Source organism: Pectobacterium versatile (genome assembly GCF_003932035.1).
GTDB classification, from domain to species: domain Bacteria; phylum Pseudomonadota; class Gammaproteobacteria; order Enterobacterales; family Enterobacteriaceae; genus Pectobacterium; species Pectobacterium versatile.
Genome location: NZ_CP034276.1, coordinates 3,861,411 through 3,886,133, shown reverse-complemented (window position 1 = coordinate 3,886,133; position 24,723 = coordinate 3,861,411). Strand labels below are relative to the sequence as shown.

At 52.0% G+C, this 24,723-nt stretch carries 20 protein-coding genes, 1 tRNA gene and 2 rRNA genes; 8 read left to right on the top strand and 15 right to left on the bottom strand.

Going from position 1 to position 24,723, the window contains the following annotated elements:
- The first annotated feature begins 104 nt into the window (after positions 1–104).
- From rrf (EIP93_RS17665) to EIP93_RS17650, 4 genes are all read left to right on the top strand, one after another.
- A 5S ribosomal RNA gene (gene rrf, locus EIP93_RS17665) occupies positions 105–220 on the top strand.
- 18 nt (positions 221–238) lie between these two features.
- Positions 239–314, top strand: a tRNA-Thr gene (locus EIP93_RS17660).
- A 38-nt stretch (positions 315–352) separates the two neighbouring features.
- A 5S ribosomal RNA gene (gene rrf, locus EIP93_RS17655) occupies positions 353–468 on the top strand.
- 302 nt (positions 469–770) lie between these two features.
- On the top strand, positions 771–2,051 hold the full coding sequence (locus EIP93_RS17650) for an MFS transporter (protein WP_103862969.1): 1,281 nt from the start codon (positions 771–773) through the stop codon (positions 2,049–2,051).
- 109 nt (positions 2,052–2,160) lie between these two features.
- Here the strand turns inward: EIP93_RS17650 and pssA are convergent, their stop codons facing one another.
- The 4 genes from pssA to trxC form a co-directional block, all read right to left on the bottom strand.
- On the bottom strand, positions 2,161–3,516 hold the full coding sequence (gene pssA / locus EIP93_RS17645) for a CDP-diacylglycerol--serine O-phosphatidyltransferase (RefSeq protein WP_116362540.1): 1,356 nt from the start codon (positions 3,514–3,516) through the stop codon (positions 2,161–2,163).
- A gap of 200 nt (positions 3,517–3,716) precedes the next feature.
- Complete coding sequence (locus tag EIP93_RS17640) at positions 3,717–6,365, bottom strand: bifunctional acetate--CoA ligase family protein/GNAT family N-acetyltransferase (protein WP_103943420.1); 2,649 nt, start codon at positions 6,363–6,365, stop codon at positions 3,717–3,719.
- A 32-nt stretch (positions 6,366–6,397) separates the two neighbouring features.
- A complete protein-coding gene (locus tag EIP93_RS17635) occupies positions 6,398–7,147 on the bottom strand; it encodes a tRNA-uridine aminocarboxypropyltransferase (protein ID WP_370586361.1) in 750 nt (249 codons plus the stop codon).
- A 150-nt stretch (positions 7,148–7,297) separates the two neighbouring features.
- On the bottom strand, positions 7,298–7,717 hold the full coding sequence (trxC, locus tag EIP93_RS17630) for a thioredoxin TrxC (RefSeq protein WP_103862966.1): 420 nt from the start codon (positions 7,715–7,717) through the stop codon (positions 7,298–7,300).
- A gap of 248 nt (positions 7,718–7,965) precedes the next feature.
- Here trxC and EIP93_RS17625 point away from each other — a divergent pair, with 248 nt between their 5' ends.
- On the top strand, positions 7,966–9,117 hold the full coding sequence (locus EIP93_RS17625; RefSeq protein WP_103862965.1) for a tRNA/rRNA methyltransferase: 1,152 nt from the start codon (positions 7,966–7,968) through the stop codon (positions 9,115–9,117).
- Positions 9,118–9,186: 69 nt separating this feature from the next.
- A complete protein-coding gene (locus tag EIP93_RS17620; protein ID WP_109225807.1) occupies positions 9,187–9,609 on the top strand; it encodes a DUF3574 domain-containing protein in 423 nt (140 codons plus the stop codon).
- Between the two features lie 270 nt (positions 9,610–9,879).
- Here the strand turns inward: EIP93_RS17620 and EIP93_RS17615 are convergent, their stop codons facing one another.
- The 7 genes from EIP93_RS17615 to EIP93_RS17585 form a co-directional block, all read right to left on the bottom strand.
- Positions 9,880–11,064: a NupC/NupG family nucleoside CNT transporter gene (locus EIP93_RS17615; protein ID WP_103862963.1), complete on the bottom strand. Its 1,185-nt coding sequence runs from the start codon at positions 11,062–11,064 to the stop codon at positions 9,880–9,882.
- A gap of 207 nt (positions 11,065–11,271) precedes the next feature.
- Positions 11,272–12,807 (bottom strand): multidrug efflux MFS transporter permease subunit EmrB, encoded by a 1,536-nt coding sequence (emrB, locus tag EIP93_RS17610; RefSeq protein ID WP_103862962.1) that lies wholly within the window; start codon positions 12,805–12,807, stop codon positions 11,272–11,274.
- A gap of 17 nt (positions 12,808–12,824) precedes the next feature.
- On the bottom strand, positions 12,825–14,000 hold the full coding sequence (emrA, locus tag EIP93_RS17605; RefSeq protein WP_103862961.1) for a multidrug efflux MFS transporter periplasmic adaptor subunit EmrA: 1,176 nt from the start codon (positions 13,998–14,000) through the stop codon (positions 12,825–12,827).
- Positions 14,001–14,274: 274 nt separating this feature from the next.
- Positions 14,275–14,790, bottom strand: a complete 516-nt coding sequence (gene mprA, locus EIP93_RS17600) for a transcriptional repressor MprA (protein ID WP_039487011.1) — start codon at positions 14,788–14,790, stop codon at positions 14,275–14,277.
- 189 nt (positions 14,791–14,979) lie between these two features.
- Positions 14,980–15,309, bottom strand: a complete 330-nt coding sequence (ygaH, locus tag EIP93_RS17595) for an L-valine transporter subunit YgaH (protein ID WP_103862960.1) — start codon at positions 15,307–15,309, stop codon at positions 14,980–14,982.
- A complete protein-coding gene (locus tag EIP93_RS17590; RefSeq protein WP_103972250.1) occupies positions 15,306–16,037 on the bottom strand; it encodes an AzlC family ABC transporter permease in 732 nt (243 codons plus the stop codon). Before EIP93_RS17590 ends, ygaH begins: the two co-directional genes overlap by 4 nt.
- Before the next feature lie 195 nt (positions 16,038–16,232).
- On the bottom strand, positions 16,233–17,453 hold the full coding sequence (locus EIP93_RS17585) for an MFS transporter (RefSeq protein ID WP_125233055.1): 1,221 nt from the start codon (positions 17,451–17,453) through the stop codon (positions 16,233–16,235).
- A 158-nt stretch (positions 17,454–17,611) separates the two neighbouring features.
- Between EIP93_RS17585 and EIP93_RS17580 the strand changes: the two genes are divergently transcribed.
- On the top strand, positions 17,612–18,772 hold the full coding sequence (locus EIP93_RS17580; RefSeq protein WP_103972249.1) for a lactonase family protein: 1,161 nt from the start codon (positions 17,612–17,614) through the stop codon (positions 18,770–18,772).
- 136 nt (positions 18,773–18,908) lie between these two features.
- Here the strand turns inward: EIP93_RS17580 and EIP93_RS17575 are convergent, their stop codons facing one another.
- Entirely contained in the window at positions 18,909–19,490 is a 582-nt protein-coding gene (locus tag EIP93_RS17575; protein ID WP_039508781.1) for a CGNR zinc finger domain-containing protein, read from the bottom strand.
- An 89-nt stretch (positions 19,491–19,579) separates the two neighbouring features.
- On the opposite strand from EIP93_RS17575, the gene EIP93_RS17570 reads away from it, so the two are divergent.
- Positions 19,580–20,470 (top strand): alpha/beta fold hydrolase, encoded by an 891-nt coding sequence (locus EIP93_RS17570; RefSeq protein WP_107333373.1) that lies wholly within the window; start codon positions 19,580–19,582, stop codon positions 20,468–20,470.
- A gap of 105 nt (positions 20,471–20,575) precedes the next feature.
- Here EIP93_RS17570 and proX read toward each other — a convergent pair whose 3' ends face one another.
- The 3 genes from proX to proV all read right to left on the bottom strand — a co-directional run bounded on the left by proX (position 20,576) and on the right by proV (position 24,131).
- Complete coding sequence (gene proX, locus EIP93_RS17565; protein ID WP_103972247.1) at positions 20,576–21,580, bottom strand: glycine betaine/L-proline ABC transporter substrate-binding protein ProX; 1,005 nt, start codon at positions 21,578–21,580, stop codon at positions 20,576–20,578.
- 108 nt (positions 21,581–21,688) lie between these two features.
- Positions 21,689–22,936, bottom strand: coding sequence for a glycine betaine/L-proline ABC transporter permease ProW (gene proW / locus EIP93_RS17560; RefSeq protein ID WP_107333372.1), 1,248 nt, complete (start codon positions 22,934–22,936; stop codon positions 21,689–21,691).
- Positions 22,929–24,131, bottom strand: coding sequence for a glycine betaine/L-proline ABC transporter ATP-binding protein ProV (proV, locus tag EIP93_RS17555; RefSeq protein ID WP_039536056.1), 1,203 nt, complete (start codon positions 24,129–24,131; stop codon positions 22,929–22,931). The genes proW and proV overlap by 8 nt, the downstream gene beginning before the upstream one ends.
- Positions 24,132–24,723: the final 592 nt, after the last annotated feature.

The window sequence follows — 24,723 nt, the reverse complement described above, 5'->3', positions numbered from 1 at the left end:
GAGTGACTCAGAGAGATTTTGATAATCAGCTTGTTTTAGGATTGGTTCTGATGGTTGTGCGAGAGCGAAAGCGAAGCATGACGGTTGGAATGAAACAGAATTTGCCTGGCGGCGATAGCGCGGTGGTCCCACCTGACCCCATGCCGAACTCAGAAGTGAAACGCCGTAGCGCCGATGGTAGTGTGGGGCTTCCCCATGTGAGAGTAGGGAACTGCCAGGCATCAATTTATACAGGTGCGCTGATATGGCTCAGTTGGTAGAGCGCACCCTTGGTAAGGGTGAGGTCCCCAGTTCGACTCTGGGTATCAGCACCAGTTATTTGGGTTAATGTTCGGCTTAAAAAAAGAATTTACCTGGCGGCGATAGCGCGGTGGTCCCACCTGACCCCATGCCGAACTCAGAAGTGAAACACCGTAGCGCCGATGGTAGTGTGGGGTTTCCCCATGTGAGAGTAGGGAACTGCCAGGTTTCAATTAAGATAAAAGGCCATCCTGTTAAGGATGGCCTTTTGTTTATTTGTATTTCAGGATAGTAAACTCTTCCTTTTACCTGAATAGATTCACTTATCTTCTTATTAACCCATCTCATAATAACATCCTGTTTGTTACTACTTTATTTATCCATGTTTCTGTTAAGGATAATAAAGGCACTGCTTGCGTTGTTACATTAATAAATTATTACAATCAGGAACTTTTTGCCTCAGGGTTTAAGTGCTGCTTTACTATAGCGGGCATCGTTTTATGCTCGGAAAAACAGGAGAATAAAATAGGATGACTGATCTAACGGAAAATGCGAAAGATACGCGTCAGCGTATCCGAGCTATAGTTGGCGCTTCATCGGGTAATTTGGTTGAGTGGTTTGATTTTTATGTTTATTCCTTTTGCTCAATCTATTTTGCCCATATCTTTTTCCCTTCGGGAAATACCACCACTCAATTACTACAAACCGCAGGGGTTTTTGCAGCAGGCTTTTTAATGAGACCGATAGGCGGTTGGCTTTTCGGTTACATTGCAGACAAGCATGGTCGTAAAAATTCAATGCTAATTTCGGTCTGCATGATGTGTTTTGGATCTCTGGTTATTGCATGCTTACCGGGATATGAAACCATTGGCACCTGGGCTCCCTTTTTGCTGTTATTAGCCCGTTTATTTCAGGGACTTTCTGTCGGTGGAGAATACGGCACTAGCGCGACGTATATGAGTGAAGTTGCCGTTGAGGGAAGAAAGGGATTCTATGCTTCTTTCCAATATGTCACGCTGATCGGCGGTCAGCTACTGGCGTTGTTAGTCGTTGTGATATTACAACAGGTTCTGAGTGATGAGGATTTGCGTGCGTGGGGATGGCGTATTCCTTTTGCTCTCGGCGCTGTTTTGGCGATTGTTGCACTTTATTTACGCCGTTCTCTGAATGAAACCTCTGATAAAACAACTCGCGGACATAAAGATGCTGGCTCGCTTGCGGGTTTGTGGAAACATCGTCGCGCCTTTATTACCGTACTGGGTTTTACGGCCGGTGGTTCTTTAGCTTTTTATACGTTTACCACTTACATGCAAAAGTATCTGGTGAATACGGCAGGAATGGATGCGAAAACGGCTAGCGGGTTAATGACCCTCGCACTGTTTATTTTTATGCTGCTACAGCCGTTCTTTGGTGCGATGTCAGATAGGATTGGCCGTCGTAGCTCAATGCTCTGTTTCGGCGGACTTGCGGCATTGCTGACGGTTCCCATTCTGACGGTGCTACAGAGTGTGACTAGCCCTGTCATTGCCTTCTCACTGGTCATGCTTTCACTGATTATTGTCAGTTTCTACACGTCCATCAGCGGCATTTTAAAAGCAGAAATGTTCCCACCTGAAGTCCGGGCATTGGGCGTAGGCTTATCTTACGCGGTTGCTAATGCGTTGTTTGGTGGTTCGGCTGAGTATGTTGCACTTTCGCTGAAATCATTTGGTATGGAAACGGCTTTTTTCTGGTACGTATCAGTGATGGGGGCGATTGCGTTTATTGTGTCATTGACGCTGCATCGCAGAGGCAAGGGAATGAAGCTTTAGTTTTCAGATCGCTGTCATAACGCCTGGTCGGTAGTTGCACTGGCCAGGTTCCCAAATGACAATAAAAAAACCTCGGCTTCCGAGGTTTTTTTAAAGCAGATCACAGGTCTTAGAGAATACGACTGATGAGTCGATCGATACGGATACGGCGCAGACGTCGTATCAGCTTGCGGACTTTCACTGGATATTGCGCAATGCTCTCCAGTTCCGTATAGCTTTGTACAACGTGAGTATGCGTCCTGATTGTGTCCAGTTCGTCCAGACGTTGCTGCAATAGAACCTTCTGAGGATCGTGAATTAGGATGGCATTTTCCAGATCCAGACGCCATGCGCGCGGGTTAAGGTTATTCCCCGTCAACAGTTGCCACTTGTCATCTACCCACATGCCTTTCAGGTGGAAGCTGTTATCACCGTCTTTCCATAGCCGCACAACAAGCTGCTGATTCTCAATGTAGCGCTCCAGACGACTCAGAAAACGGCGAAGGTTGATCTCATAGAGATACGGTAACGCACCGATGATTTTGAAAGGCTGGTCTTCTGGAATATAGAAGTCGTTAGCGGTTTTATCTCCGATAATAATTTCTACTTTTTTACCGTCTCTCAATAGCCGGATGATATTTCTCACCAGTAGCGCTGGCAGGTTGAAATAGGGGGTACAGATAACCACATGCTCATCAGCGCAATACATCAGGTGATGTATGGTCTTATTCAGCGGGCTTTGTTTCCCTAGCCCGACCAGTGGCGTGACGGTTAATTCGTTTGCGTCCGCGCTGTGTTCCGGGGCTTGATAATTGGCAGTACGCAACGTTTGGCGGAACTGCTTAATATCATTTTTGATTTCCAGACTCTTGGGGCGATCGGTATGATCCAACCGCTGTATTGCCGGAGCCGATAGCATGGTCTGGATATATTGCACCATCGTATCGGCCAATGCCGGATTATGAATCAGCTGGTAGCGGTCATAACGGTATTTCTGATGTTGGTGCAGATAAACATCATTCAGGCTGGCCCCGCTGTAGATAACTGTGTCATCGACAATGAACCCTTTTAGGTGCAACACGCCCAAGGCTTCGCGCGTGTTGACAGGAATGCCATAGATAGGGAAATGCGTGTCTGGATGTTTTTTCGCCATATCGCAATACCAATCAGCATTGGTATTTTCTGCCGCTGCGCCGATCCTGCCGCGCTGAGCACGATGCCAGTCTACCAGAACACGGACATCCAACTCTGGGCACTGCCGTTTGGCTTCATAAATTGCGGATAGAATCCCCATGCCGCCATCATCGCGCTCAAGATACAACGCCACGATATAGATGCGTTTTTTAGCACTCAGAATGGCGTTAATCAGCGTCGTGCGGAAAAGCTCAGGCGAGTGCAACGTCTGAACATCATCTGCGTTCTGAGGAATTCTGGGCAGTTGTGCAAGGTGCTGTTGGTATTTATTGCGTTTAAAATTTGACAGCATCACAGTGCGATTCTTCTCTCATTAGTTTATACCCACCATACTTCGAGCTGTACTAGGGTATATGACCTTCTGGTCATTATCAAAAGTTAAGGAGTAGCCGAATGGGCGATAATACCATTACTTTCCAGCTGTTGTGAGTCTGTTTTGCCATTGAATGGGTATCACAATTCCCGTTGCACGAGCCATGTCACGTCGTGCTATCAATTCTTCAGCGGCAATTCCAGTGTCACAATTCCCTCTTCTAATTGTACGTCGATGTGAAAACCGAGCTTTTTGGACAGCTGTATCATGCCTTGATTATGCGGCATGGTGATGCCGGTCAAACGAGAGAGACCATGCGCTTTGGCGTAATCAATCAGCTTTTCCAACAGGCGTCTGCCAAGGCCCAGCCCTTTTAGATCGGAGCGAACCAGCACGGCGAATTCCGCATCCGTATTATCCGGATCGGAAATCGCACGCGTCACGCCAATAATCTCCGTCTCCTCACCGAACTGGCGAACGGCAACGAATGCCATCTCACGATCGTAGTCAATTTGTGTCATATTGGCTAAGTCTTCGTGAGTAAATTCATTAATTTCGCTGAAATAACGGTAATACAGGTCTTCTTTCGTCACTCTTGCAATGAACGAACTGAGCAGCGGTTCATCTTCCGGCAAAATTGGCCGGAATAGACAGCTATCACCATTTTTGAGGGTAACGGTTTCTTCCAGCTCATGCGGATAAGGGCGAATTGCCAGCCTTGATTGCGGATCGCCACTGAACGGCGTCAGATGTAGCGTGACATCCAGCAGCGTAAACGTATCCCCGGATGCCAGCAGAGGATGAATATCTAGCCGGGAAATTTCAGGGCAGTCGAGAATCAGGTTGGAGACCTGAACCAGCAAGCGGCTGAGCGCGGGAATGTCCAGCGGATGCAGCGCGCTGTACTCCCGAATTTTGCCGCCTTTCACCGCTTGCAGCACCAAATAGCGGGCTAGCGTCATATTCAGCGGAGGCAGGGCGACGGCAGCCTGTTTTTCTCGCCACTCAACGCCACCTTCCCCTAGCATAATCAGTGGGCCGAAAACGGGGTCTTGCTCGACGGCAATCCTGAGCTCCTGCGCACCGGCGCGATTTGCCATGCTCTGCACCAGCAGGCCGTAGATGCGCGCCTGTGGATAGGTGCGCTTCACTCGGTCAAGAATGGCATCTGCCGCCTGCTGGACTTCTCTGGCGGTTCGCAGGTATAGCATGACGCCCTGAACTTCCGATTTATGCGGAATATCTGGCGATCTCAGCTTAATCGCGACCGGATAGCCAATTTGTTCGGCGATATGTACGGCTTCTGCGCTGTCGCCAGCAATCCAAGTGGGTAACGTATCCAAGCCGTAGGCTTGCAGGATCGGCTGAACTTCATGCGTGTCGAGCTGCGTCACGCCGTCTGACAGCGCTTGATGAATCAGCGCATGTGCCTGACTGGCGTTGATGCCTAAATTCAGCGGCAGCGCCGGGGTTTCCTTTAGCTGTTTCTGATTACGTCGATATTCGACGGTATGCATAAATGCTGTAACCGCGCCTTCCGGTGTGCGATAGGTTGGAATGCCAGCGTCGTTAAACAAACGTCGTGCTTCTTGCGAGGAGAATTCGCCGCACCAGTTGGTCAGTAGCGTAATTCTTTTCCCACGCGGATGCTGTTGGAAGAGCGTGATCAACTGAGATGCGCTATCGGTGCCGGGAGCCGCGGCGCTGGGCGCGTGAATGATTAAGAGTGCATCGACTTCATCGCTGTCCAGTAATACTGAAACCGCTGCCAGATAGCGAGCCGCGGTCGCATCATCACGCAGATCGAGTGGATTGCCGATCGTGACGGTTGGCGGTAGCGCTTCCTGTAGCGCTTGTCGGGTCGCCTCGCTGAGCTGTGCTAGCTTGCCTTGTCGGCTGAGGAGCTGATCCAGCGCCTGTGCGGCGGGCGATGCGCCATTGCTTACTAGCATCAGGCGTTCACCGCGCAGCGGCCGCAGGTGGCTTAAGGTTTCCACCGCGGAAAAAAGCTCATGCGTATCCCGTACCCGCAGTAAGCCTGCGCGTTGAATTGCCGCGTCATAGGCGGCATCCAGACCGTGGCGCTGGTCATTCAGCAACTGCTGTGCCTGCTGGCTGCGCCCGCTTTTGATCACCAGTATCGGTTTATTTCGGGATGCGCTACGAGAAGCGGAAAGAAAGCGGCGCGCATCGCTGATGTGTTCCAGATGCAGCAGAATCGCACTGGTTTTGCCATCGCGTGCCAGAAAATCTAACAGGTCGTCGACATCGATATCCAGACTGTCACCCAGAGCGATAAAATAGGAAAAACCAATACCGCGCTGCTGCGCCCAGTCCAGTATCGTGTTGGACACAGCGGCCGACTGCGAAATGAATGCCAGCTTGCCTTTCATAATCGGTACAGGGGAGAAACTGGCATTCAGACCTTGCCAGGGCGCGAGTAGCCCAAGGCTATTAGGGCCAAGCAGACGCATGTGGTAGCGTGCAGCGCAGGCCTTTAATTCGCTGAACTGGGTCGGCGGTGCGGAGAGGATGATGACCGTTTTGCAGCCTTTCTGGCCCAGATCGTCTAACAGCGTGAGATTACGGCTGGCGTTGGTGCAAATCACGGCAAGGTCGGGCGTCATGGGCAGGCTGGCGACCGTCGGGTAGGCCAGCACGCCGCAGACGGCACGATATTTCGGTGTAACAGGCAGCACGGGGCCGCTGAAATGGCCGTCCAACAAATTTTTCATCATCAGAAAACCGGCTCTTCCCGGTTTTTCGGACGCGCCGAGAACGGCGATAGACTTAGGGCGTAACAGTGCTTCCAATCCGCGCTGGCTCATGCGTCACTCCTTCACATCAATCCCCTTTGATACTAAACGCTTTCTGCCGGTTGTGCTGTGACGGTGGGTAAACTTTCTCTCAAGCTGTGGTGTGATTTTCCCGCCAGATAGTGTCGCCTGAAACGATCAAAATGCTGGGATAGCGCGTCGGCCGCGACGATATCCCCCGCCTGTGCGAGCAGGGCGATGGCAATTTCGGCGGTGCAGTGTTGCCCTGCGTTGCTGGCTTCACGCAGTTGATAGCGGGACAGTGCCTCTACATTCAGCGACAGGATCGGCAAATTGTCCAGATAAGGGCTTTTACGGAACATTTTACGCGCTTCCGGCCAGGTCCCGTCGAGCAAAACAAATAGGGCGGGCTTTTCCGCTGCGGGAAGCTGTTGAAACACCTGACGTCCTTCTTCCGCTGCATCGGCAAGGAAGACCAGATAGGGCTGAACGTCTGGGTTTTGCAGCGTAGCCAGCAATTCGGGATCTGGCTCGGTGCGTGACCAGCGAAACGCCTGCGTCTCGGGAAGAATATCGGCGATAAGACGTCCGGTATTGCTCGGCTTTAACGGTTCGGTATCAAACATGATCAGACAGACGCGGCTGCGGGACTCCTGCGCCTGAATGGTGTGACACAGGCAGTTGGTTGCAGGTAGTAAACACTGCTGGCAGCGTACTACGCGGCAGCCGCGGGCACGGAACGGTTTGGTTGACTGCTCAAGACGTTGCTGGCGCAGGCGGAGTACGGCATTGTCCGTGAGGGGACGGTTAACCATTAAAGGATGGTTGATCATGAAATAGATGACGCCATGAGATTCTGCAACGAACCAGCTTCTTTCTCATTATTGAGAAGCCGATTCAGAAAGGCGACATTCTAATCGACAGGCGAGTTGACCAAAAGGGTAGGAGGCAATAATACCTGCGTTCCTACCCTAATTAATTCTCTACAGTGATTCGTCCAGCCAGCTCTCAAATTGTGCTTTTGGCAGTGCGCCGTTGAGGATATCGACCATCTGGCCCTGTTTAAAGATCATGAGGGTTGGAATACTGCGGATACGGAAACGTGCGCTGAGTGCCGGTTCGGCTTCGGTATTGACCTTAATAAAGCGGATTTTCCCGCTACGCTCCTGCGCGACGTTTTCAAACACCGGGGCGAAGTTGACGCAGGGGCCGCACCAGGGCGCCCAGAAATCGACCACGACGGGAAGATCGTCCTGTAACAGCTTATCGAGCGTCGCTTCTGTGGCATTGGTAACGTCACCGCTGAATAAGGTTTCTCCGCAACGACCACACTTTGCATGGTCATCAACACGCTCTTCTGGCAGGCGATTGGTTGTTTGGCAAGATCCACATACCGTATTCATAACAGGGCCTCAGATAAAAGGGCTAAAATAAAGATGTCGCTGATAAAATGTTCGCAATGCGGCATTGGAAGTCAGCGGCATGTTGCTTAAGTGTGAATAAATTATGGTGGGGAGACATGATGGCAACAACGTGGTTTGCCCAATAGCTACAATAGCTTCTGACTGTTAGCGCTCTTTTACCACAAGCGTGTGGCTAAGCGGGTGTACATAAGGTAATCTTCGCGCCCAGCGCGTAGGTGGAGAAAACAATGAGCGATTCATTCAATAGTAAAAGCGGCAAAGTCCGTGTGATGTACGTCCGTAGTGATGATGAGGGCGAGAAAGAGAATAAAAACAAGCGCCCTGCTGACAAAGATCGCCGTGGCGATCGGCGTGACGGCAGTGGCTCTCGCGATCAACGCGAAAAGCCGAAGCATCCACGTGATGTTAACCCGCGCTATGCCCGGGAAAATCCGTCCCGTGACGGCGATAGCAATGCTAAGTCGCCGTGGGGCAATAAAGATCGTAATGAACGCAGCGGTGATAAGCCTCGCCGGCCGCGTGGTGACGATACCGGTGGCTATGAATCACCGTGGAAAACCGTGTCTCGTGCGCCAAGCGATAGCGAAACGCCGGACCATGGCGGTATCACAGGCAAGAGCCATATCGATCCTGAGCAACTGCGTCGCCAGCGTCAGGAAGAAACACGTGTCTACGGCGAAAATGCCTGTCAGGCACTGTTTAAAAACCGTTCTGAAGTGATCGTTCGTGCCTGGTTCCTGCAAGAAGTGACACCGCGTTTCCGCGATGCACTGCGCTGGATGGCGGCAAACCGCAAGGCTTACCACGTTGTGGAAGAGGACGAGCTGATTAAGGCTTCGGGCACCGAGCACCACGGCGGCGTGTGTTTCCTGATTAAAAAGCGTCAGGGAATGGATGTGCGTGAGTACCTGAAAACGGCTGGCGAGCAAGACTGTGTACTGGCGCTGGAAGATGTGGGTAACCCGCACAACCTCGGCGGCATTATGCGCAGCTGCGCGCATTTCGGCGTGAAAGGTGTGCTGGTGCAGGATGCTGCGCTGCTGGAATCTGGCGCTGCCGTGCGCACGGCAGAAGGCGGTGCAGAACACGTTAAAGCGATTAACGCTGACGATTTCCTGTCCGTGCTGACGGAGTTCCGTAACGCAGGCTATACCATCGTGACTACGTCCAGCCATAAAGGCACGGCATTGTCGCAAGCAACGCTTCCGGCGAAAACCGTGATCGTGCTGGGTCAGGAAGGTGATGGTCTGTCGGATAGCGCTTGGCAGCAGGGGGACGTAAAAGTCTCTATCGGCGGTACCGGTAAGGTTGAAAGTCTGAATATTTCAGTCGCTACGGGCATTTTGCTGTCCGAGTGGTGGCGACAGAACCAGGCCTGATATCGCGCGTCGACTCTCAGGGAGAATGGGCTCCCTGAGTAGGTGTAACCACGGATGAGAGAACGATTAATGAAGCAGAAAATTATCGCGGTATCGTTACTGTTGGGTACATTGCTGGTAAGCGGTTGCAACTCGCTGCCGCGCTCGTCCGCTGCCGCTGATGCGTGTCAGATTGGCGATAAACAGGTGCAGACCACGCTTTATTTTGGTTTGAATCGTCCCGCTGGCCCGGTGATTTCAGATGCCGAGTGGAAAGCGTTTTTGGATGGTGACGTTACGCCACGTTTTAAAGATGGGCTGACGGTGTTTGATGCCAAAGGACAATGGCTGGGGAATGATGGCGTGGTTGCCCGAGAGAACAGCAAGGCGCTGATGTTGATTCACGGCCCCGATCGGGAGCGTGATATTGAAGCGCTGCGCACTACCTACAAATCACGTTTCGCGCAGGAATCCGTCATGCGGATTGATGCACCCGTCTGCGTCGCGTTCTGATTTTTTTCATCAGCCCCGTTTCAGGGGCTGATTCATATCGTTTGTAATCCCATCGACAGAACAAGAACGGTGATAATGGGATAGAAGAGTAAAGCGTTTGCGCCATGGACAAAAACGTCAGGAACGTTTTTGAACGTCGCTTGCGATGGCCCTGCAAGGGTGAATCTCAGGGATGAGATTCATATCTGCGCAATCCGAGCGTACAGGGATGTATTCACAGCGTCTTTACGATCTACCCATTATCACCGCTCGACTGACTTTTATCACGAACTATAGCACCAGTCCCGCCACTGCCGCAGACAGTAAACTCACCAGCGTAGAACCATAAACCAGCTTCAGGCCGAAGCGCGATACCACGTTGCCCTGTGCTTCATTCAGCCCTTTGATGGCACCCGCGATAATGCCGATTGACGCGAAGTTAGCGAAGGAAATCAGGAACACGGACAAAATGCCCAGTCCGCGTGGCGACATCTCTGCTGCGATCTTCTTCAATTCGATCATGGCAACAAATTCATTCGCCACCAACTTGGTCGCCATGATGCTGCCTGCGTTCAGAATATCGGAAGACGGAATGCCGATAAGCCACGCCAGCGGTGAAAAGACATAGCCCATAATCGCCTGGAAGCTAATGCCGAAGACGGTGCTGAACAGTGCATTCACGGCGGCAATTAACGCCACGAAGCCGATTAGCATCGCCATAATAATCATCGCCACTTTAAAACCGGCAAGAATGTATTCCCCCAGCATTTCAAAGAAGCTTTGGTCTTCATGCAGCTTTTCCAGTTTCAGTTCTGGTTCGTCGTCAGGCTGATAAGGGTTGATAATCGACAGAATGATAAAGGTGCTGAACATATTCAGAATCAGCGCAGCAACGACGTATTTAGCGTCCAGCATGGTCATGTAGGCGCTGATAATCGACATGGATACGGTCGACATTGCTGTTGCCGCCATCGTGTACATCCGCCGTGGCGACATGTCGGCGAGGATGCCCTTATAGACGATAAAATTCTCTGACTGCCCGAGCATCAGCGTACTCACGGCGTTAAACGACTCCAGTTTCCCCATCCCGTTTACTTTGGACAGCAGTGTGCCGATCCCTTTGATAATAAACGGTAAAATGCGCCAGTGCTGCAAAATGCCGATCAGCGCAGAAATAAAGACGATAGGGCAGAGCACATTGAGGAAGATAAAGGAAAGTCCCTGCGCGTTCATCCCGCCGAACACAAAATCGGTGCCTTGATTAGCGAAAGATAATAGCTTTTCAAACAAACCGGCAAAGGCGCTAATCGCGTTAAGCCCGATGCTGGAATGTAAAAGGAAATAGGCCAGCAAAATTTCAATCACCAGCAGTTGCACAATAAAGCGCAGTCGGATGCGTTTTCTGTCGTGACTGACGAGCAGTGCCAGCAAAAAAATGGCTGCTGTTGCCAAAATGAAATGTAAAACCTGTGACATAAAAGAACCACTTAATCCCTGAATAAAAGAGGCGCATTGTAATCGGAATGTGAAAATATGTTTATCCCGAATCTGTAAATCCTTATTCGCTACCGCGCTATAAGGATGGCGAGACGTATTCGAGTCATCAGGGGACGGTGGGAAGAGTAAAAGAGGGTTCCCCTTCGGCCAGTTGCTGGCGGAAGGGGACAGAAAGATTACGGCGAGTTAGTGCGCGCCACCGCCTCCACCGCCAGTGGTAAAGGGCGGTTTAGCGAACCAGACCAGCACCAGAAGGACCAGAAATACGGCCGCTGCGGCCCAGAATATTTCGTTGGCAGAAATAATCAGTCCCTGTGCGGTAATCTGCTCTGCGATGTAGGCTGAGGCCTGCGTTTGGCTCATTCCCATCGCCTGAAGCTGCTGGTACGTTTCCTGCGCTATCGGATTATAGGGCGTGATAGATTCCGTCAGGTGCGCATGGTGCAGCGATTCGCGCTGTGTCCAGAGCGTGGTGGTCAGCGACGTCCCGATCGATCCCGCCAGCGTTCGGGTAAAGTTCGACAGACTTGATGCTGCCGCCAAACGTTCCGGCGGAAGCCCCGACAGCGTGATGGTGGTCAGCGGCATGAAGAAGCAGGCGACGGCAAACCCCTGAACGAACTGCGGCCAAGCCGATGCGCCGAAATCCATACCCGGCTCAAAGGTGTACGCGCGCCAGTAAAAACAGACGGCATACATGATGAAGCTGAACGTCACCAGTTTGCGCATGTCCAGACGCGGTGCGAATCGACCGATAATCGGCGACAGTAACACCGGCATCAGCCCAACCGGTGCGGATGCGAGCCCGGCCCAGGTGGCGGTATAGCCATACACCTCCTGCAACAGCTGCGGCAAGAGCACGATCGCCCCGAAGTAAAACATGTAGGCGAGGCTGATACACAGACAGCCAATGGTGAAGTTGCGCGATTTAAACAGGGATAAATCTACCACCGGATGGTCGTCCGTCAGCTCCCAGACAATCAGGAAGGCGATTGCAATCACCGCCACCACGGTCAGGGTGATGATTTCTGTCGAGTTAAACCAATCCAGCTCTTTGCCCCGGTCGAGCATCATCTGAAGGCTACCGATACCGACAACCAACAATGCCAGCCCGATGGTATCGATGGGCCTGATCTCGGTTTTGGTTTCCCGTCCGCGCAGCGTTTGCATGGCAATAAACACCACGGCGATGCCCAACGGAACGTTGATGAAGAATATCCAGCCCCAGTGATAGTTGTCGCTAATCCAGCCGCCCAGAATCGGGCCACAGATCGGCGCGACGACCACGGTCATCGACCACAGCGCCAGGGCGATGCTGCGTTTTGCGGGGGGATAATTACTTAGCAACAGACTCTGTGACAGCGGGATCAGCGGCCCGGCGACAATCCCCTGCAAGACGCGGGAGAAAATCAGCATTTCCAGGCTGGTGGACATTCCGCACAGCCAGGATGTCAGGGCGAAGAGTGCCGTTGACCATAAAAACAGGCGGACTTCCCCAAACCGTTTGGCCAGCCAGCCGGTAATAGGAATAGAGATCGCATTAGCGACTCCGAACGAGGTGATGACCCACGTTCCCTGTGAGTTGGACGCACCCAGATTACCGGCGATAGTCGGAATAGCGACGTTGGCGATGGTGGAGTCCAGCACCTGCATAAACGTTGCCAGCGACAGAGCAACGGTCATCCAGGCCAGACTGGCACCTTTAAGCGGTTCTCTCTGCACGTTTCTCTCCTGCCCGATTAACCGGCGTTCGCCTGAATAATGGCGCTGATTTCCTGATTAACAGGCGTGAGATCCAACGTCAAAGCATCACTTTGGTAGGCTGGCGTGGTGCGTGAGGTTTCTGCTAACGCGCTGCCTTCCGTATTGGCGGTATCGACATTAACCAGTGCGGACAGACCGATACGCAACGGATGTTCGGCAATCTGCTTCGGATCGATCTCAATACGCACGGGCAGGCGCTGAACGACCTTGATCCAGTTGCCAGTCGCGTTCTGGGCGGGCAGCAGAGAGAACGCGCTACCGGTACCCATATCCAGACCGACCACTTTTCCTTGGTACACGACATCGTCACCGTAGATATCCGCGATCACGGTAGCTGGTTGGCCGATGCGCATATTGGCTAACTGCGTCTCTTTGAAGTTCGCATCGACCCACAGGTGATTGGCTGGAACCACGGCCATCAGTGCTGAAGTCGAAGAGATACGCGCGCCAATTTGCACGCTACGGCGTGAGACATAGCCGTCAATCGGGCTGACGATTTTGGTGCGCTGTAGCGCCAGCCAGGCATCGCGCATTTCTACGGAGGCTTGCTGTATGGCGGGTTGCTTCTCAAGCGGCGTATCCAGAATCATTGCCTGATTCGCTTGATATTGCTGTCTGGCGACTTCCAGCGCGGCTTTGGCGGTCGCGACGGCATCGCGAGCATGCTGCACTTCTTCACGCCCGATAGCATTGGCGCTGCCCAGCGCTTCCCGGCGGCTCAAGTCACTTTGTGCCTTGTTCAGCTCAGTCTGGCGCAACTCAATATTGGCCTGATACTGCTTACTGTTGATGATCAACTGGTGCGTCTGGCGCACGCTGTTGGCCAGCCCGGTTTTCGCACGCTCAAACGTCTGCTGGGCATCGGTCGGATCTAACTCCACCAGCACCTGTCCCTGCTTAACAAAATCGGTATTATCGACGTTAACATGAGTGACGCTGCCGCTGACCTGCGCCATGATCTGAATCTGATTGCCTGCGACGTAGGCGTCGTCGGTGCTTTGGTGGTGTCTGAGCACCAGGAACCAGTAAACCAGCCAGGCACAGCCCAGCACGACGAAAATAAACGTCAGCAGTGATAACACGCGTTTGCGTTGCTGTTTTTTGTTTTTCTGTGGCGTCTGCGGCACCTGATTTTCCACACTTTCACTCATGCTGTTCTCTCTCTTTTTATTTTCTTTGTATCGGCTATCGCACCAGACAGAGCCGTCTGGTGATAGTCGTAATGAATTCATTTTGCTGTGCGGCCCGGGGGGCTTAAGGTCGCCCGCCCGGCGCGTGAAATTGCCGTTTTGCTAAGCCGCATACCGCGGTTGCGGAGAAGTCATGCCTATTTTTTGCAGCAAAACACCTCCGCCCGATACATAAGCATCGGGTCATTCCGGGTGGAAAGGTGCTGACTATTGTTTTTTGTTGTTGTTTTTTCTGTTATTCGTTGACTGACTCGTCCATCTCATCCAGTCGGACCAGCATCTTTCTCATCAGGCTTTCGAGCTGCTTTTGCTCACCAGATTCAAGCACTGAGCAAAGCACATGGAGGCTATGGTGCTGCGGTGGAATCAGTTGACCAAGAAATGCTTTACCTTCTTCCGTCAGATGCAGATGCAGGCAGCGTCTGTCGCTACTGCTCTCGCGTCGTTCAATCCAGCCTCTTTTCTCCAGATCGTCGGCAATGCGCGTTGCGTTAGTGCGTGACGATCCCAGTGCGGCACTGAGTTCAGAGGGCTGAATGCTATAAGATTCTTGAGATTCCAGCGTCAGCAATGCCATGAAGAGGGTTTCATTGATGCCCTGTTCTTTCAGCATTCTGTTTCTGTGTTCCAGGATTTTGCCCTGTACGTGCATGAATAAACGCAGCAATAGCACTTCCTGACGCGGGAAGTCGGGCTTACGCGAAGCACGCAGGTCGAGCATTTGTTCTATAGGAGTGAATGAACTGTCCATTTTTTATATAAACCTCATTAATCACGGAGTGCATAGTAACTAATGTTACTAACTGGGTAAACGGCATTAAGGTGGGAAATTGTGCTTATTTCTGTGACAGAAAGTAAGCGGAGAATCGCTGAAAATGAAGATTATTCGCCGATTACTTTATTTAAATCAAAATGTTAGTTGATAATTCGCACTGCGGATTCAAAGCAGTTTAAAGGCTACGCCGTAGCAGAGCGCGCCCAGTAACGTCGATAAGACGATACTGCGGGTTTTATAAAAACAGGCGGTCAGCGTAATAAAGCCTATCAGTGTTGGCAGCAGCTTTTCGTGATGCGCGAGGATATCTGGCACGCTGGAAACAATCAGCAGCGCACAGATAGAAGCAATGCCGATGCTATCAAGCAACAGTGCTTTTTTGCCGCGTTGCAGCGAACCGGAAGCGCGTGAGGCGCTCAGCCGCAGAGGCAGATAGCGGAAGAGGTAGTTCACCAGCCCGACAATCAGCCCGATAAGAATGACTTCTGTACTCATACGTTCACCTGTGGCGTGGCAGGGTTAACCAGTGAAGCCAGGCAGCCGCTGAGAATGCCGAACAGTATTGCGGCTGGGATGGAGGAAAGCAGCAGACCAAGCAGTGCGCCGCCGAGTGCGCAGGCGACGACCAGACTCTGTTTCCGCCTGAAGGATGCGAGTAAAAAGCTCAGGAAAAGAGCAGGAAGCATGAAAGACAGCGCCGCTTCGACGGCAGGGTAATCATTCAGCGGGCCGTTACCGAACACGGCTCCGATCACCGTGCCGAGCACCCATGAGAGCCAGGCGAGCAGCGATACACCCATCATCCAGTCTTCTGACCAGCGTCGGTTATCTTTCGCCAATCGGGTCGCTGCCGCAGCAAAGACTTCATCCGTCAGGCCGAACGCCCACAGTGCGGTTTTCCTCGTCGGCAGCCGTTGTGCAATGCGATGCCGTAACGCGGGCCCATACAGCACATGGCGGACATCCATCGCCATGACGGTCAATGCTGCCACCCAGATGGACATGCCCGCGCTGAGCAAGGCAGTGATGACGAACTGGCTGGCCCCAGCGTAAATGATGCAGGAAAGGAAAATACCTTCCAGCGGGGTAAACCCTAGCTTGACGGCGTTCATGCCAAACGCGAATGCCACGGGCATGTAGCCGATAACAATCGGCAGGCTATCAAATACGCCTTCGCTAAAAGATGCCGATTTTGTCGGTGCAGATGGGGTTGATGTCTTCACTGGCTTGATATGTTTTGTTCTTAAAGGAAATTAACCGATAACACTAGCAAAGCATCACCGGAATTTCACGTTATTGCGTAACTGGCGTGATGGTTTTTGACGAAATGGTATCGGGTGTAATTTTCTCGCGAGAAATTGTCTCAAATGAGACGATCTCAAGCGAGCGTGTTACAAATACGAAAGTCTATGAAGGCACTATAGTGCCGCCATCGCTTCCTGCGTTTCATGATGATGGCTTCGCCACCACACCAGCAGGTTCAACAGGCTGATAATGCCGCCTACGGCACAGACGCCCAGCCAGCCCCACTGCTGATAAGCCGAGGCTGAAAGGAGCGAGCCTAGTGCGCCGCCGATAAAATAGCTGGTCATATAGCCTGCCGTCAGGCGATTACGTGCTTCGGGCATCATACGGTAGATCACGCTCTGGTTGGTCACGTGTACGCCCTGAACCGCCAGATCCAGCACGATAATACCAATGAGCAGCGCCGCTACGGAATGAATACCGAGCGCGATAAAGCCCCATGACAGCAAAAGCAGGATAATCCCCACGCTGGTGGTCGGCTTGGCCTTGCCCTGATCGACTAAACGCCCGGCGCGTGATGCTGCTAAGGCTCCGGCGGCACCGACCAGTCCAAACAGGCCGATAACGCCTTCGGAATAACCGTATGGCGGAGAGGCCAGCAGGAAGGCCATTGATGTCCACAGAATGCTGAAATTGGCAAAGGACAAACAGCCCAGGATGGCACGGGTGCGCAGCAGCGGAGTGGCAGAGAACAGGCGGAAGATTGAGACGAGTAACTGCGGATAGTTCAGCGTGTTTTGCTGAGGAATACGCGGTAATGCCCGCCACAGAACCAGCGCCATGATGACCATCAGCGTGCTGGCAACCCAGTACACAGTGCGCCAGTCGCCGAGTGAAGCAAGTGCACCCGCGACGGTACGCGCCAGCAGAATCCCCAGCAGCAGGCCACTCATAATCGTGCCGACGACTTTACCGCGCGTTTCCGGCGTTGCCAGCGTCGCGGCGAGAGGCACCAAGAGCTGTGCGACAACGGAGAACAGCCCGGTTAATGCTGTACCGGCAATCATGATCCAGAGCGTGGGGGCAGAGGCGGTGATCAGCATCCCACCTGCTGCGAGTAGCGTCATGCCGACAATCAGCGTCCGGCGTTCAAACATGTCTCCCAGTGGAACCAAAAATAGCAGGCCGACGGCATAACCCAACTGTGCGGCGGTGACAATGAACCCTGCCTGATTAACGGAAAGCGCAAAGACTCTGGCAATGGTCTCCAGCAGCGGTTGGGCATAATAGTTACTGGCGACGGCAAGGCCGGTCGCGACAGACATAATCAGGGTCAAAGACAGGCTAAGCCCCGGTTGCGGCTGGGGTGATACAGATTGTTGCTGAGGAGACATAGTGTGAACGTTAATATGATGTTAAAAGCAGAAGGTATAGTATCCGGCAGAGCCTAATGAGATACCAGAATATCTTTACGCTTCTTAAGTTTGTTTTGTTTTTCCTGAGATTGATTTAGCTTATCGCCAGCGTCATAACATTATCGACAGGGGACATTATGTTTAAGCATTATCAGATATTTAAGAAAAAAAGCGTTGCAGTGTTAATGGGATGTGCACTTCTGCCCGCAGCAGCGCTGTGGTCGATGGGCGCGCAGGCGGTTACGGCCGTCTACGTCTCTGCTGCCACTGACGGTGCAATCGATGCCTACACACTCAACACGCAAAGCGGCGAATTAACCGCTATTGGGAAAACAGCCGCTGGCGCGAAAGTGATGCCGATGGCTATTAGCCCAGATAAATCTTTCCTCTATGCCGCGACGCGCGGTATTCCTTACTCGGCGGTTAGCTATAAAATCGATCCTAAAAGCGGCGTGCTGAGCCCGTTAGGCAAAGCGGAATTGCCGGACAGCATGGCCTACATCTCGACGGACCGAACTGGAAAGTGGCTGTTCAGCGCCTCGTACGGCGGTAATAAAGTCGCCGTTAATGGCATTGATAAAGACGGCAAAGTGAACGCGAGTGTCGTCACCGTGGTGCCGACAGGTGAGAAGGCACACAGTATTATTGCCGATCGCAAAAATAAGTTCGTTTTTGCCAGCAACCTGGGCAGCGACCAAATCGTACAGTTCCGGTTTGATGCGAAAACCGGCACGCTGACGCCAAATGAACCGGCAGAAATTACGCTGCCTAAAGGAAACGGGCCGCGCCATCTGGTGTTATCACCAGATAATAAAACGCTCTATGTGAGCAATGAACTGTCTGGCAAAGTCGCGCGTTTGGCGCTGAATGAAAATACAGGGCAGCTCACGCTGTTGGACTACACGGACACTGTGCCAGCCGATGCAGGAATGCGAGCGGGAACGATTACGCCGGATAAAAATAGCACCGACAGCCGTCCACAGATATGGAGCGCTGATTTACGTCTGACGCCAAATGGACAATTCCTGTACGTATCGGAACGTACTAAAAGCACGATTACGCTGCTGCGGGTAGAACCGAAAACCGGACAGCTGCAATACATCACGCGCTACCCGACGGAAACGCAGCCGCGCGGCATTCAGATCGATCCAAGCGGGAAATTCCTGATCGCCAGCGGTGAAAAATCGACGTCGCTGTCGGTGTATCGCATCAATCAGGATAACGGGGATTTAGTGCGAGTAGGGCAATTCCCGACCGGAAAAGGGGCGAACTGGGTCGAAATCGTCAAACTGCCTTAATATCCGTCAGCAATAAAGAACGCCCCTTTCTGAAAAAAGGGGCGTAGTACAAAAAGGGGGATGCCTCTAACTGATCTATAACGGCGTACTTTTGACGTTTTCTCATGGCCAGCGTTAACGTTCATTGTTCCCGCCGTCAGTCTGCTTCCTGCTTACGCGAGCGGAATGCCGCGACTTTCATCCTATTGCCACAGAGCGCCATGCTGCACCATCGCCGACGATGTGATTTAGTGGTATCCAGAAAGAACAGAGTACAGTCGTGCGCCTCACACTGGCGAAGATATTTTATCTCAGGCCCAGAGACCAGTGCAGTGAGAGCCATTGCTACCGGTTCAAGTAAGCTGGCACTGCTATTATCCCTCCTGCATTCAACTACGCTAAAACCAGCCTGCTGGCTATTCCACTCCAGCATTCTTACTGGCCGTCCACTATCAAGGATTTGGTTTATTTGTTCAGGGTTATATTCCTTACCCGATCGGATGGCATCTATTGTCTGGACCATTGCCTGACGCAATGCCAGAGCTTCATTAATCAGGCCTGTCGGCGTGTCTGTAAAATTTTCAGGTAGTTGCTTAGCTGCTTTAAGCCAGGCGATGACACTTTCGTCATCGGTCAAACAGTCGTGGTATTCGTTTCCTGTTCCAAATGCACTGTTGATGAGGTCCAACGCTAGATTGTTCGCGAGAAAGTGAGGCTGAGTTGTCGGTGATGTGTTCATTGACGTAACCCTTAAAATGATATTGACAGGTTACACTAGATTTAAGTAACCTTCAAATTATCACTTTAAGGGTTACAAAGGAAAAGACTGTGAATACTGATATAGCAACGACATCCGAGACCCAAGTCCATTACCGCTATGAGCAGGTGGGTAACGTAAACATTTTCTATCGCGAAGCAGGAAAACTATCCTCGCCCAGCATTTTGCTACTGCATGGATTCGCTGCATCCTCGTACATGTTTCGAGAACTGATTCCCGCACTTGCTGAGAATTATCACGTGATTGCTCCCGATCTGCCGTCCTTCGGCTTCACTGAATCGCCGGGAAGCGATGAGTATGACTATACGTTTGACAATCTGGCGAAAACGATCGAACGCTTCACTGAACACCTGAAGCTTGAGCGTTATGCGATCATGGTTCATGACTATGGCGCACCGGTTGGATGGCGTCTCGCTACGGCTCATCCTGAACGCATCACGGCAATTATTTCGCAGAACGGTAATGCTTATGAAGAAGGTTTGGCGCAAGGATGGGATGGAATCAGACGATATTGGCAATCACCGACGGCAGAGAATCGTGCGGCTCTTCATGATTTTCCGACAGCCGCTTCCGTTAAATGGCAATACTTAGAAGGCGTGAGTGATACCAGTCTTGTCTCCCCTGATGGATATACCCTTGAAGGGCTGCATGTGTCCCGCTCAGGTAATGCTGATATTCAATTGGATCTGGTGTTGGATTACGCCTCCAATGTTCAGCGTTATCCTGAATTTCAGGCTTATTTCCGTGAGAAGCAACCGCCGCTGCTTGCTGTCTGGGGCCGCCATGACCCTTATTTTTTGCCAGCCGGCGCTGAAGCGTGGAAGAGGGATATTCCCCATGCCGATATCCGTTTCTACGATACCGGACACTTTGCTTTAGAAACACATGGAAGTGAAATCATCCCCGTCATCCATGCATTCTTGGACGAAAATATAAAATGATTTTCTGATTGGGCTTGGTAAGGCGTCGGGGTTGTGAACTGTTGTTGCGAGAAATGAGAAAACGAACGCCCCTTTCGTTGGAAAGGGGCGTTCGCTTACAGGTGATTATTTCGCAGCATCGGCAGCGGTTTTCACCCAGCCGTCAAACAGTTGTTGGTGGGCTTTGATCCAGCCATCAACATGACGTTCGATATCCTTCTGTGAGCCCTGCCCTTCATGCATGCGCAGGTTCTGTGCATTCACATCCGCAATCGGCAATTTCATGATGGCGAACAGCTTCGCCGCTGCTGGGTTTTTCTCGGCCCACGCTTTATTCGCGGCAATCTTCATCGTGTTGACGGGGAAGCCATAGTCAGCACCGTTTGGCAGCTTGGTGCTGACATCTTTCATTTCTCCCGGTTGAGAAGAGAAAGGTACCTGCAACCAGACCACATCACGTCCCGGAACCAGCACATCACTTACCCAGTACGGCGTCCACGTGTAGTACAGAATCGGCTTGCCTTCTTTGTAGCGGGTGATGGTATCGGCGATCATCGCCGCATAGTTGCCCTGATTATGTTCTACCGTGTCGGTTAAGCCATAGGCAGGAAGGTGGTGGTTGATGGCGGCTTCACATCCCCAGCCCGGCGTACAGCCCGTCAGATCGGCTTTACCGTTGCCGTTGGTATCAAACAGCTTGGCGATTTTCGGATCTTTTAGCTGCGCAATATTAGTGATTTTATATTTTTCAGCCGTTTTCTTGTCGATCAGGTAACCCTGAGCGGCACCGGAGACATATTCACCCTGACGGTAGAATTTCGCATCCCCGCCAGCGGCTTTGTACTGATCGGCGTGCAGCGGGTCCCAGTTCACGGCGATAAACGTTGCATCGCCGGAGGCGATCGAGGTGTAGGCCACGTTGTAGTCCACTTCACGGGGGGACTGCACGTCATAGCCCAGCTTTTCCAACGCGCGGCTGACCAGCAGCGTCTGGAACGTTTCCTCGGAGATGGTGCTTTGCACTGGAATAACGGAAATGCCTTTGCCGGGTTGTGCGGTATCGGCGGCGTAAACCTGTGTACTCAACAGGGCGGTGGTCAGGGCGGCGGCCCAAAGTTTGGTGTTACGCATCATGATTCCCTCTGTTTTTATCGTGCGTTGATATCGTAAATATTGCTGATAAAACGAATAGTGAATGTCGCCGCTTGTCTGACGTGTGCCAGACAAGCGGGACGAGCGTTATTGCTTGATGAAAGGACGGGTCAGCAGGCCAATCGGGCCGCTGGCGTACCAGCTTTTGTTGCCTTTGCTGCGGCGATCGCGTCCCAGAGACTGGGTAAGGCGGTCAAGAATAATGGCCAGAATGACGATCCCGACACCACCGACGGCAGCCAGACCCATATCCAGACGGCCAATGCCGCGCAGTACCATCTGACCCAGACCGCCTACGGCGATCATCGAGGCGATAACGACCATCGACAGCGCTAGCATCAGCGTCTGGTTAACGCCTGCCATGATGGTTGGCATGGCCAGCGGGAGCTGGACCTTAAACAGCATCTGGCGCGGGCTGGCACCGAATGACTCGGCGGCTTCAATCAGGTCGGCTGGCACCTGACGAATACCCAGAATCGTTAAGCGAATAATCGGCGGCAGAGCAAAGATAATGGTCACCACCACGCCCGGCACATTACCGATACCGAACAGCATGACGATAGGCACCAAATAAACGAACGCGGGCGTCGTCTGCATGGCATCCAACAGCGGCCGGATGAACTTCGCAGCCCGTTCGCTACGTGCCAGCCAGATCCCGACGGGGAGCCCGATGAGCACGCAGAAGAACAGCGCAGTCAGTACCAGCGCTAACGTGATCATAGCCTGCGACCAGGCACCAATCGCGCCAATCGCAATGAGAGACAACAGGGTAGCCACGCCCATGCCGAGGCTGGACATCTGCCAGGCAATCAGCGAAAACACCAGAATGGCAATCGGCGCTGGCATACCCAGCAGGAATTGTTGAAAGCCGCCCAGAATAAAGTCAACCGGGACGCGAACGCCCTGGAAGATCGGTCTGAAGTGCAGTACAACCCAGTCGATGCCGTGGGTGACCCAACTGTCCAGCGGGATCAACGTGTCTTTAAACGGATCGAGCAGGTTGAAATGCTCGGGCGTCGCCGGGGCAGCGCTGTTTAACCAGTCACTGCCGGATTGCGTAGCCTGATGCGCGGCATCGACAGAACCATCGGGTGCCGGAGCACTGCTCCATGCATCGCTGCCGTTGGCGGGGGTATCCTGAGCGGGTGCGCCAGTGGACCAAGGGTCGCTCTGTGCTGCACTCGCTGGTGCAGAATCGGCTGGAGCGTTTTGCGAGCTGGCCGCCCACGGATCGTTTTGCTGTGCGCCATTAGCCTGCTCAGGGGTTGTACCTTGATCGGCCGTCTGGTTTTGTGCCGTGGTCGCATCCCACGGATTCGATGTTGATTTACTCATTGGTCACTCCTTCCTTATCCAGTGCCTGTAGCAGCATTCCTTTGGAAATGATGCCTATGTACTCATTGTTCTCGCCGACGACAGGGACGGCACAGGGAGCCTGTGCGACCTGAGAAATCAGCTCGTTGAGTGACATATCTGCGGGCACGGGAACAGGTTCGGGCAGTAACGCCTGTTCCAGCGGCTGCTGTTCTTTCAGCGCCTGCTTCAGTGAATCAATAGACACGATGCCAATGAAACGTTTCCCACCTTCCAGCACGTAGCCGTAATCGCGGTCTTCATCCTGAAGGATCTTCAGCGCGGAACGCGGCCCCACGCCGGGGGTTTTACGAATCAAGGTGACCGGGCGACGACGGGCGATATCTTTGGCGCTAAACACGTGGCTGATATCGACACCGCGGAAAAAGGTGCGCACATAGTCATTGGCGGGGTTATTCAGGATTTCATCGGGTGTACCGACCTGAATCACTTCACCACCGTGCATGATGGCAATCCGGTCACCGATGCGCATCGCTTCATCCAGATCGTGCGAGATAAAGACGATAGTGCGTTGATGACGAGACTGGAGCTTGATCAACTCATCCTGCATTTCAGTACGGATCAGCGGATCGAGCGCGGAGAACGCTTCATCCATCAGCAGGATATCGGGGTCGTTTGCTAACGCACGAGCCAGACCGACACGCTGTCGCATCCCGCCGGACAGCTCATCCGGGTAAGACGCCGCGTAGGCTTCAAGCCCTACCTGTTGCAAGGCATCCAACGCTTTTTGCTCACGTTCCGCTTTCGGTACGCCAGCCAGTTCCATACCAAACGCGGTATTGTTGAGGATGTTCAGATGCGGCATGAGCGCAAAGGATTGGAACACCATACTGATCTTCTTGCGGCGCACGTCGCGCAGCGCGGTATCGGATATCCTGGAGATATCTTCGCCATCGATCAGTACCTGACCCCGAGTGGGTTCTATCAGACGATTGAGAAGGCGTACCATGGTTGATTTGCCGGAACCGGATAATCCCATGATGACAAATATCTCGCCTTCTTCAATGGCCAGACTGGCATCTTTTACCCCGACAGTAAGCCCTGTTTTTTCAAATACCTGATCTTTGCTCAGGCCTTTATCAATCAGTTTAAATGCTCTGTCTGGGTGCTCGCCAAATATCTTATAAAGATTCTTTACTTCAAGTTTAATTGCCATGAAATTATTGTTTTCCTGTGTCGTTTATAATTCTATAACGTAACCCTGATAATGATTAAACATAATCTACCCTACCATACTCAGATTCTGAGACAACCCTTTATTCCCTCAGCGATGTCTCTCATTAGGTCAATATAAGCGAGAGTGACAACACGATTATCGCTACGTTATCTTCATGATTTATGTGATCTTTATGATTTTTGGTTTGAAGGGTAATTCTTTTTATAACAGTGCGTTACCTGTTAGTTCTTATGTATTGGATTAGTGGCTGATATAACCTTTTCTGATTGTGAATACATCACCATTTATAGTGAATTCCACTAATCGAATAATAGGGTAAATAAATCACGTTTTTTGTCTTATAGACACCCGAATAGGCCGACGTAAGTACATTTTTTACTTAGGCTATCTGTCGGTATTTTATACAGTATAGCAAAGATATAATGGGCAAAATGATTGCATTAATTCTTACCAATAAATGAGAGTGTTCTGAATAATATATTTGTCATTTTTGCAGAGTAATAAAAGTGAGGAGCTGTACCAATGTGGTGAGAGGCTTCGTGCGCTATCGTGCATTTCTATTTTGCCGATC

Coding starts and splice junctions, on each gene's coding strand:
- ygaH (WP_103862960.1), bottom strand. CDS start 15,309: ATGAGTACAGAAGTCATTCTTATCGGGCTGATTGTCGGGCTGGTGAAC.
- trxC (WP_103862966.1), bottom strand. CDS start 7,717: ATGAATACGGTATGTGGATCTTGCCAAACAACCAATCGCCTGCCAGAA.
- EIP93_RS17585 (WP_125233055.1), bottom strand. CDS start 17,453: ATGTCTCCTCAGCAACAATCTGTATCACCCCAGCCGCAACCGGGGCTT.
- EIP93_RS17635 (WP_370586361.1), bottom strand. CDS start 7,147: ATGATCAACCATCCTTTAATGGTTAACCGTCCCCTCACGGACAATGCC.
- pssA (WP_116362540.1), bottom strand. CDS start 3,516: ATGCTGTCAAATTTTAAACGCAATAAATACCAACAGCACCTTGCACAA.
- proW (WP_107333372.1), bottom strand. CDS start 22,936: ATGAGTAAATCAACATCGAATCCGTGGGATGCGACCACGGCACAAAAC.
- EIP93_RS17625 (WP_103862965.1), top strand. CDS start 7,966: ATGAGCGATTCATTCAATAGTAAAAGCGGCAAAGTCCGTGTGATGTAC.
- emrA (WP_103862961.1), bottom strand. CDS start 14,000: ATGAGTGAAAGTGTGGAAAATCAGGTGCCGCAGACGCCACAGAAAAAC.
- EIP93_RS17640 (WP_103943420.1), bottom strand. CDS start 6,365: ATGAGCCAGCGCGGATTGGAAGCACTGTTACGCCCTAAGTCTATCGCC.
- EIP93_RS17620 (WP_109225807.1), top strand. CDS start 9,187: ATGAAGCAGAAAATTATCGCGGTATCGTTACTGTTGGGTACATTGCTG.
- EIP93_RS17580 (WP_103972249.1), top strand. CDS start 17,612: ATGTTTAAGCATTATCAGATATTTAAGAAAAAAAGCGTTGCAGTGTTA.
- EIP93_RS17575 (WP_039508781.1), bottom strand. CDS start 19,490: ATGAACACATCACCGACAACTCAGCCTCACTTTCTCGCGAACAATCTA.
- EIP93_RS17615 (WP_103862963.1), bottom strand. CDS start 11,064: ATGTCACAGGTTTTACATTTCATTTTGGCAACAGCAGCCATTTTTTTG.
- proV (WP_039536056.1), bottom strand. CDS start 24,131: ATGGCAATTAAACTTGAAGTAAAGAATCTTTATAAGATATTTGGCGAG.
- mprA (WP_039487011.1), bottom strand. CDS start 14,790: ATGGACAGTTCATTCACTCCTATAGAACAAATGCTCGACCTGCGTGCT.
- EIP93_RS17650 (WP_103862969.1), top strand. CDS start 771: ATGACTGATCTAACGGAAAATGCGAAAGATACGCGTCAGCGTATCCGA.
- proX (WP_103972247.1), bottom strand. CDS start 21,580: ATGCGTAACACCAAACTTTGGGCCGCCGCCCTGACCACCGCCCTGTTG.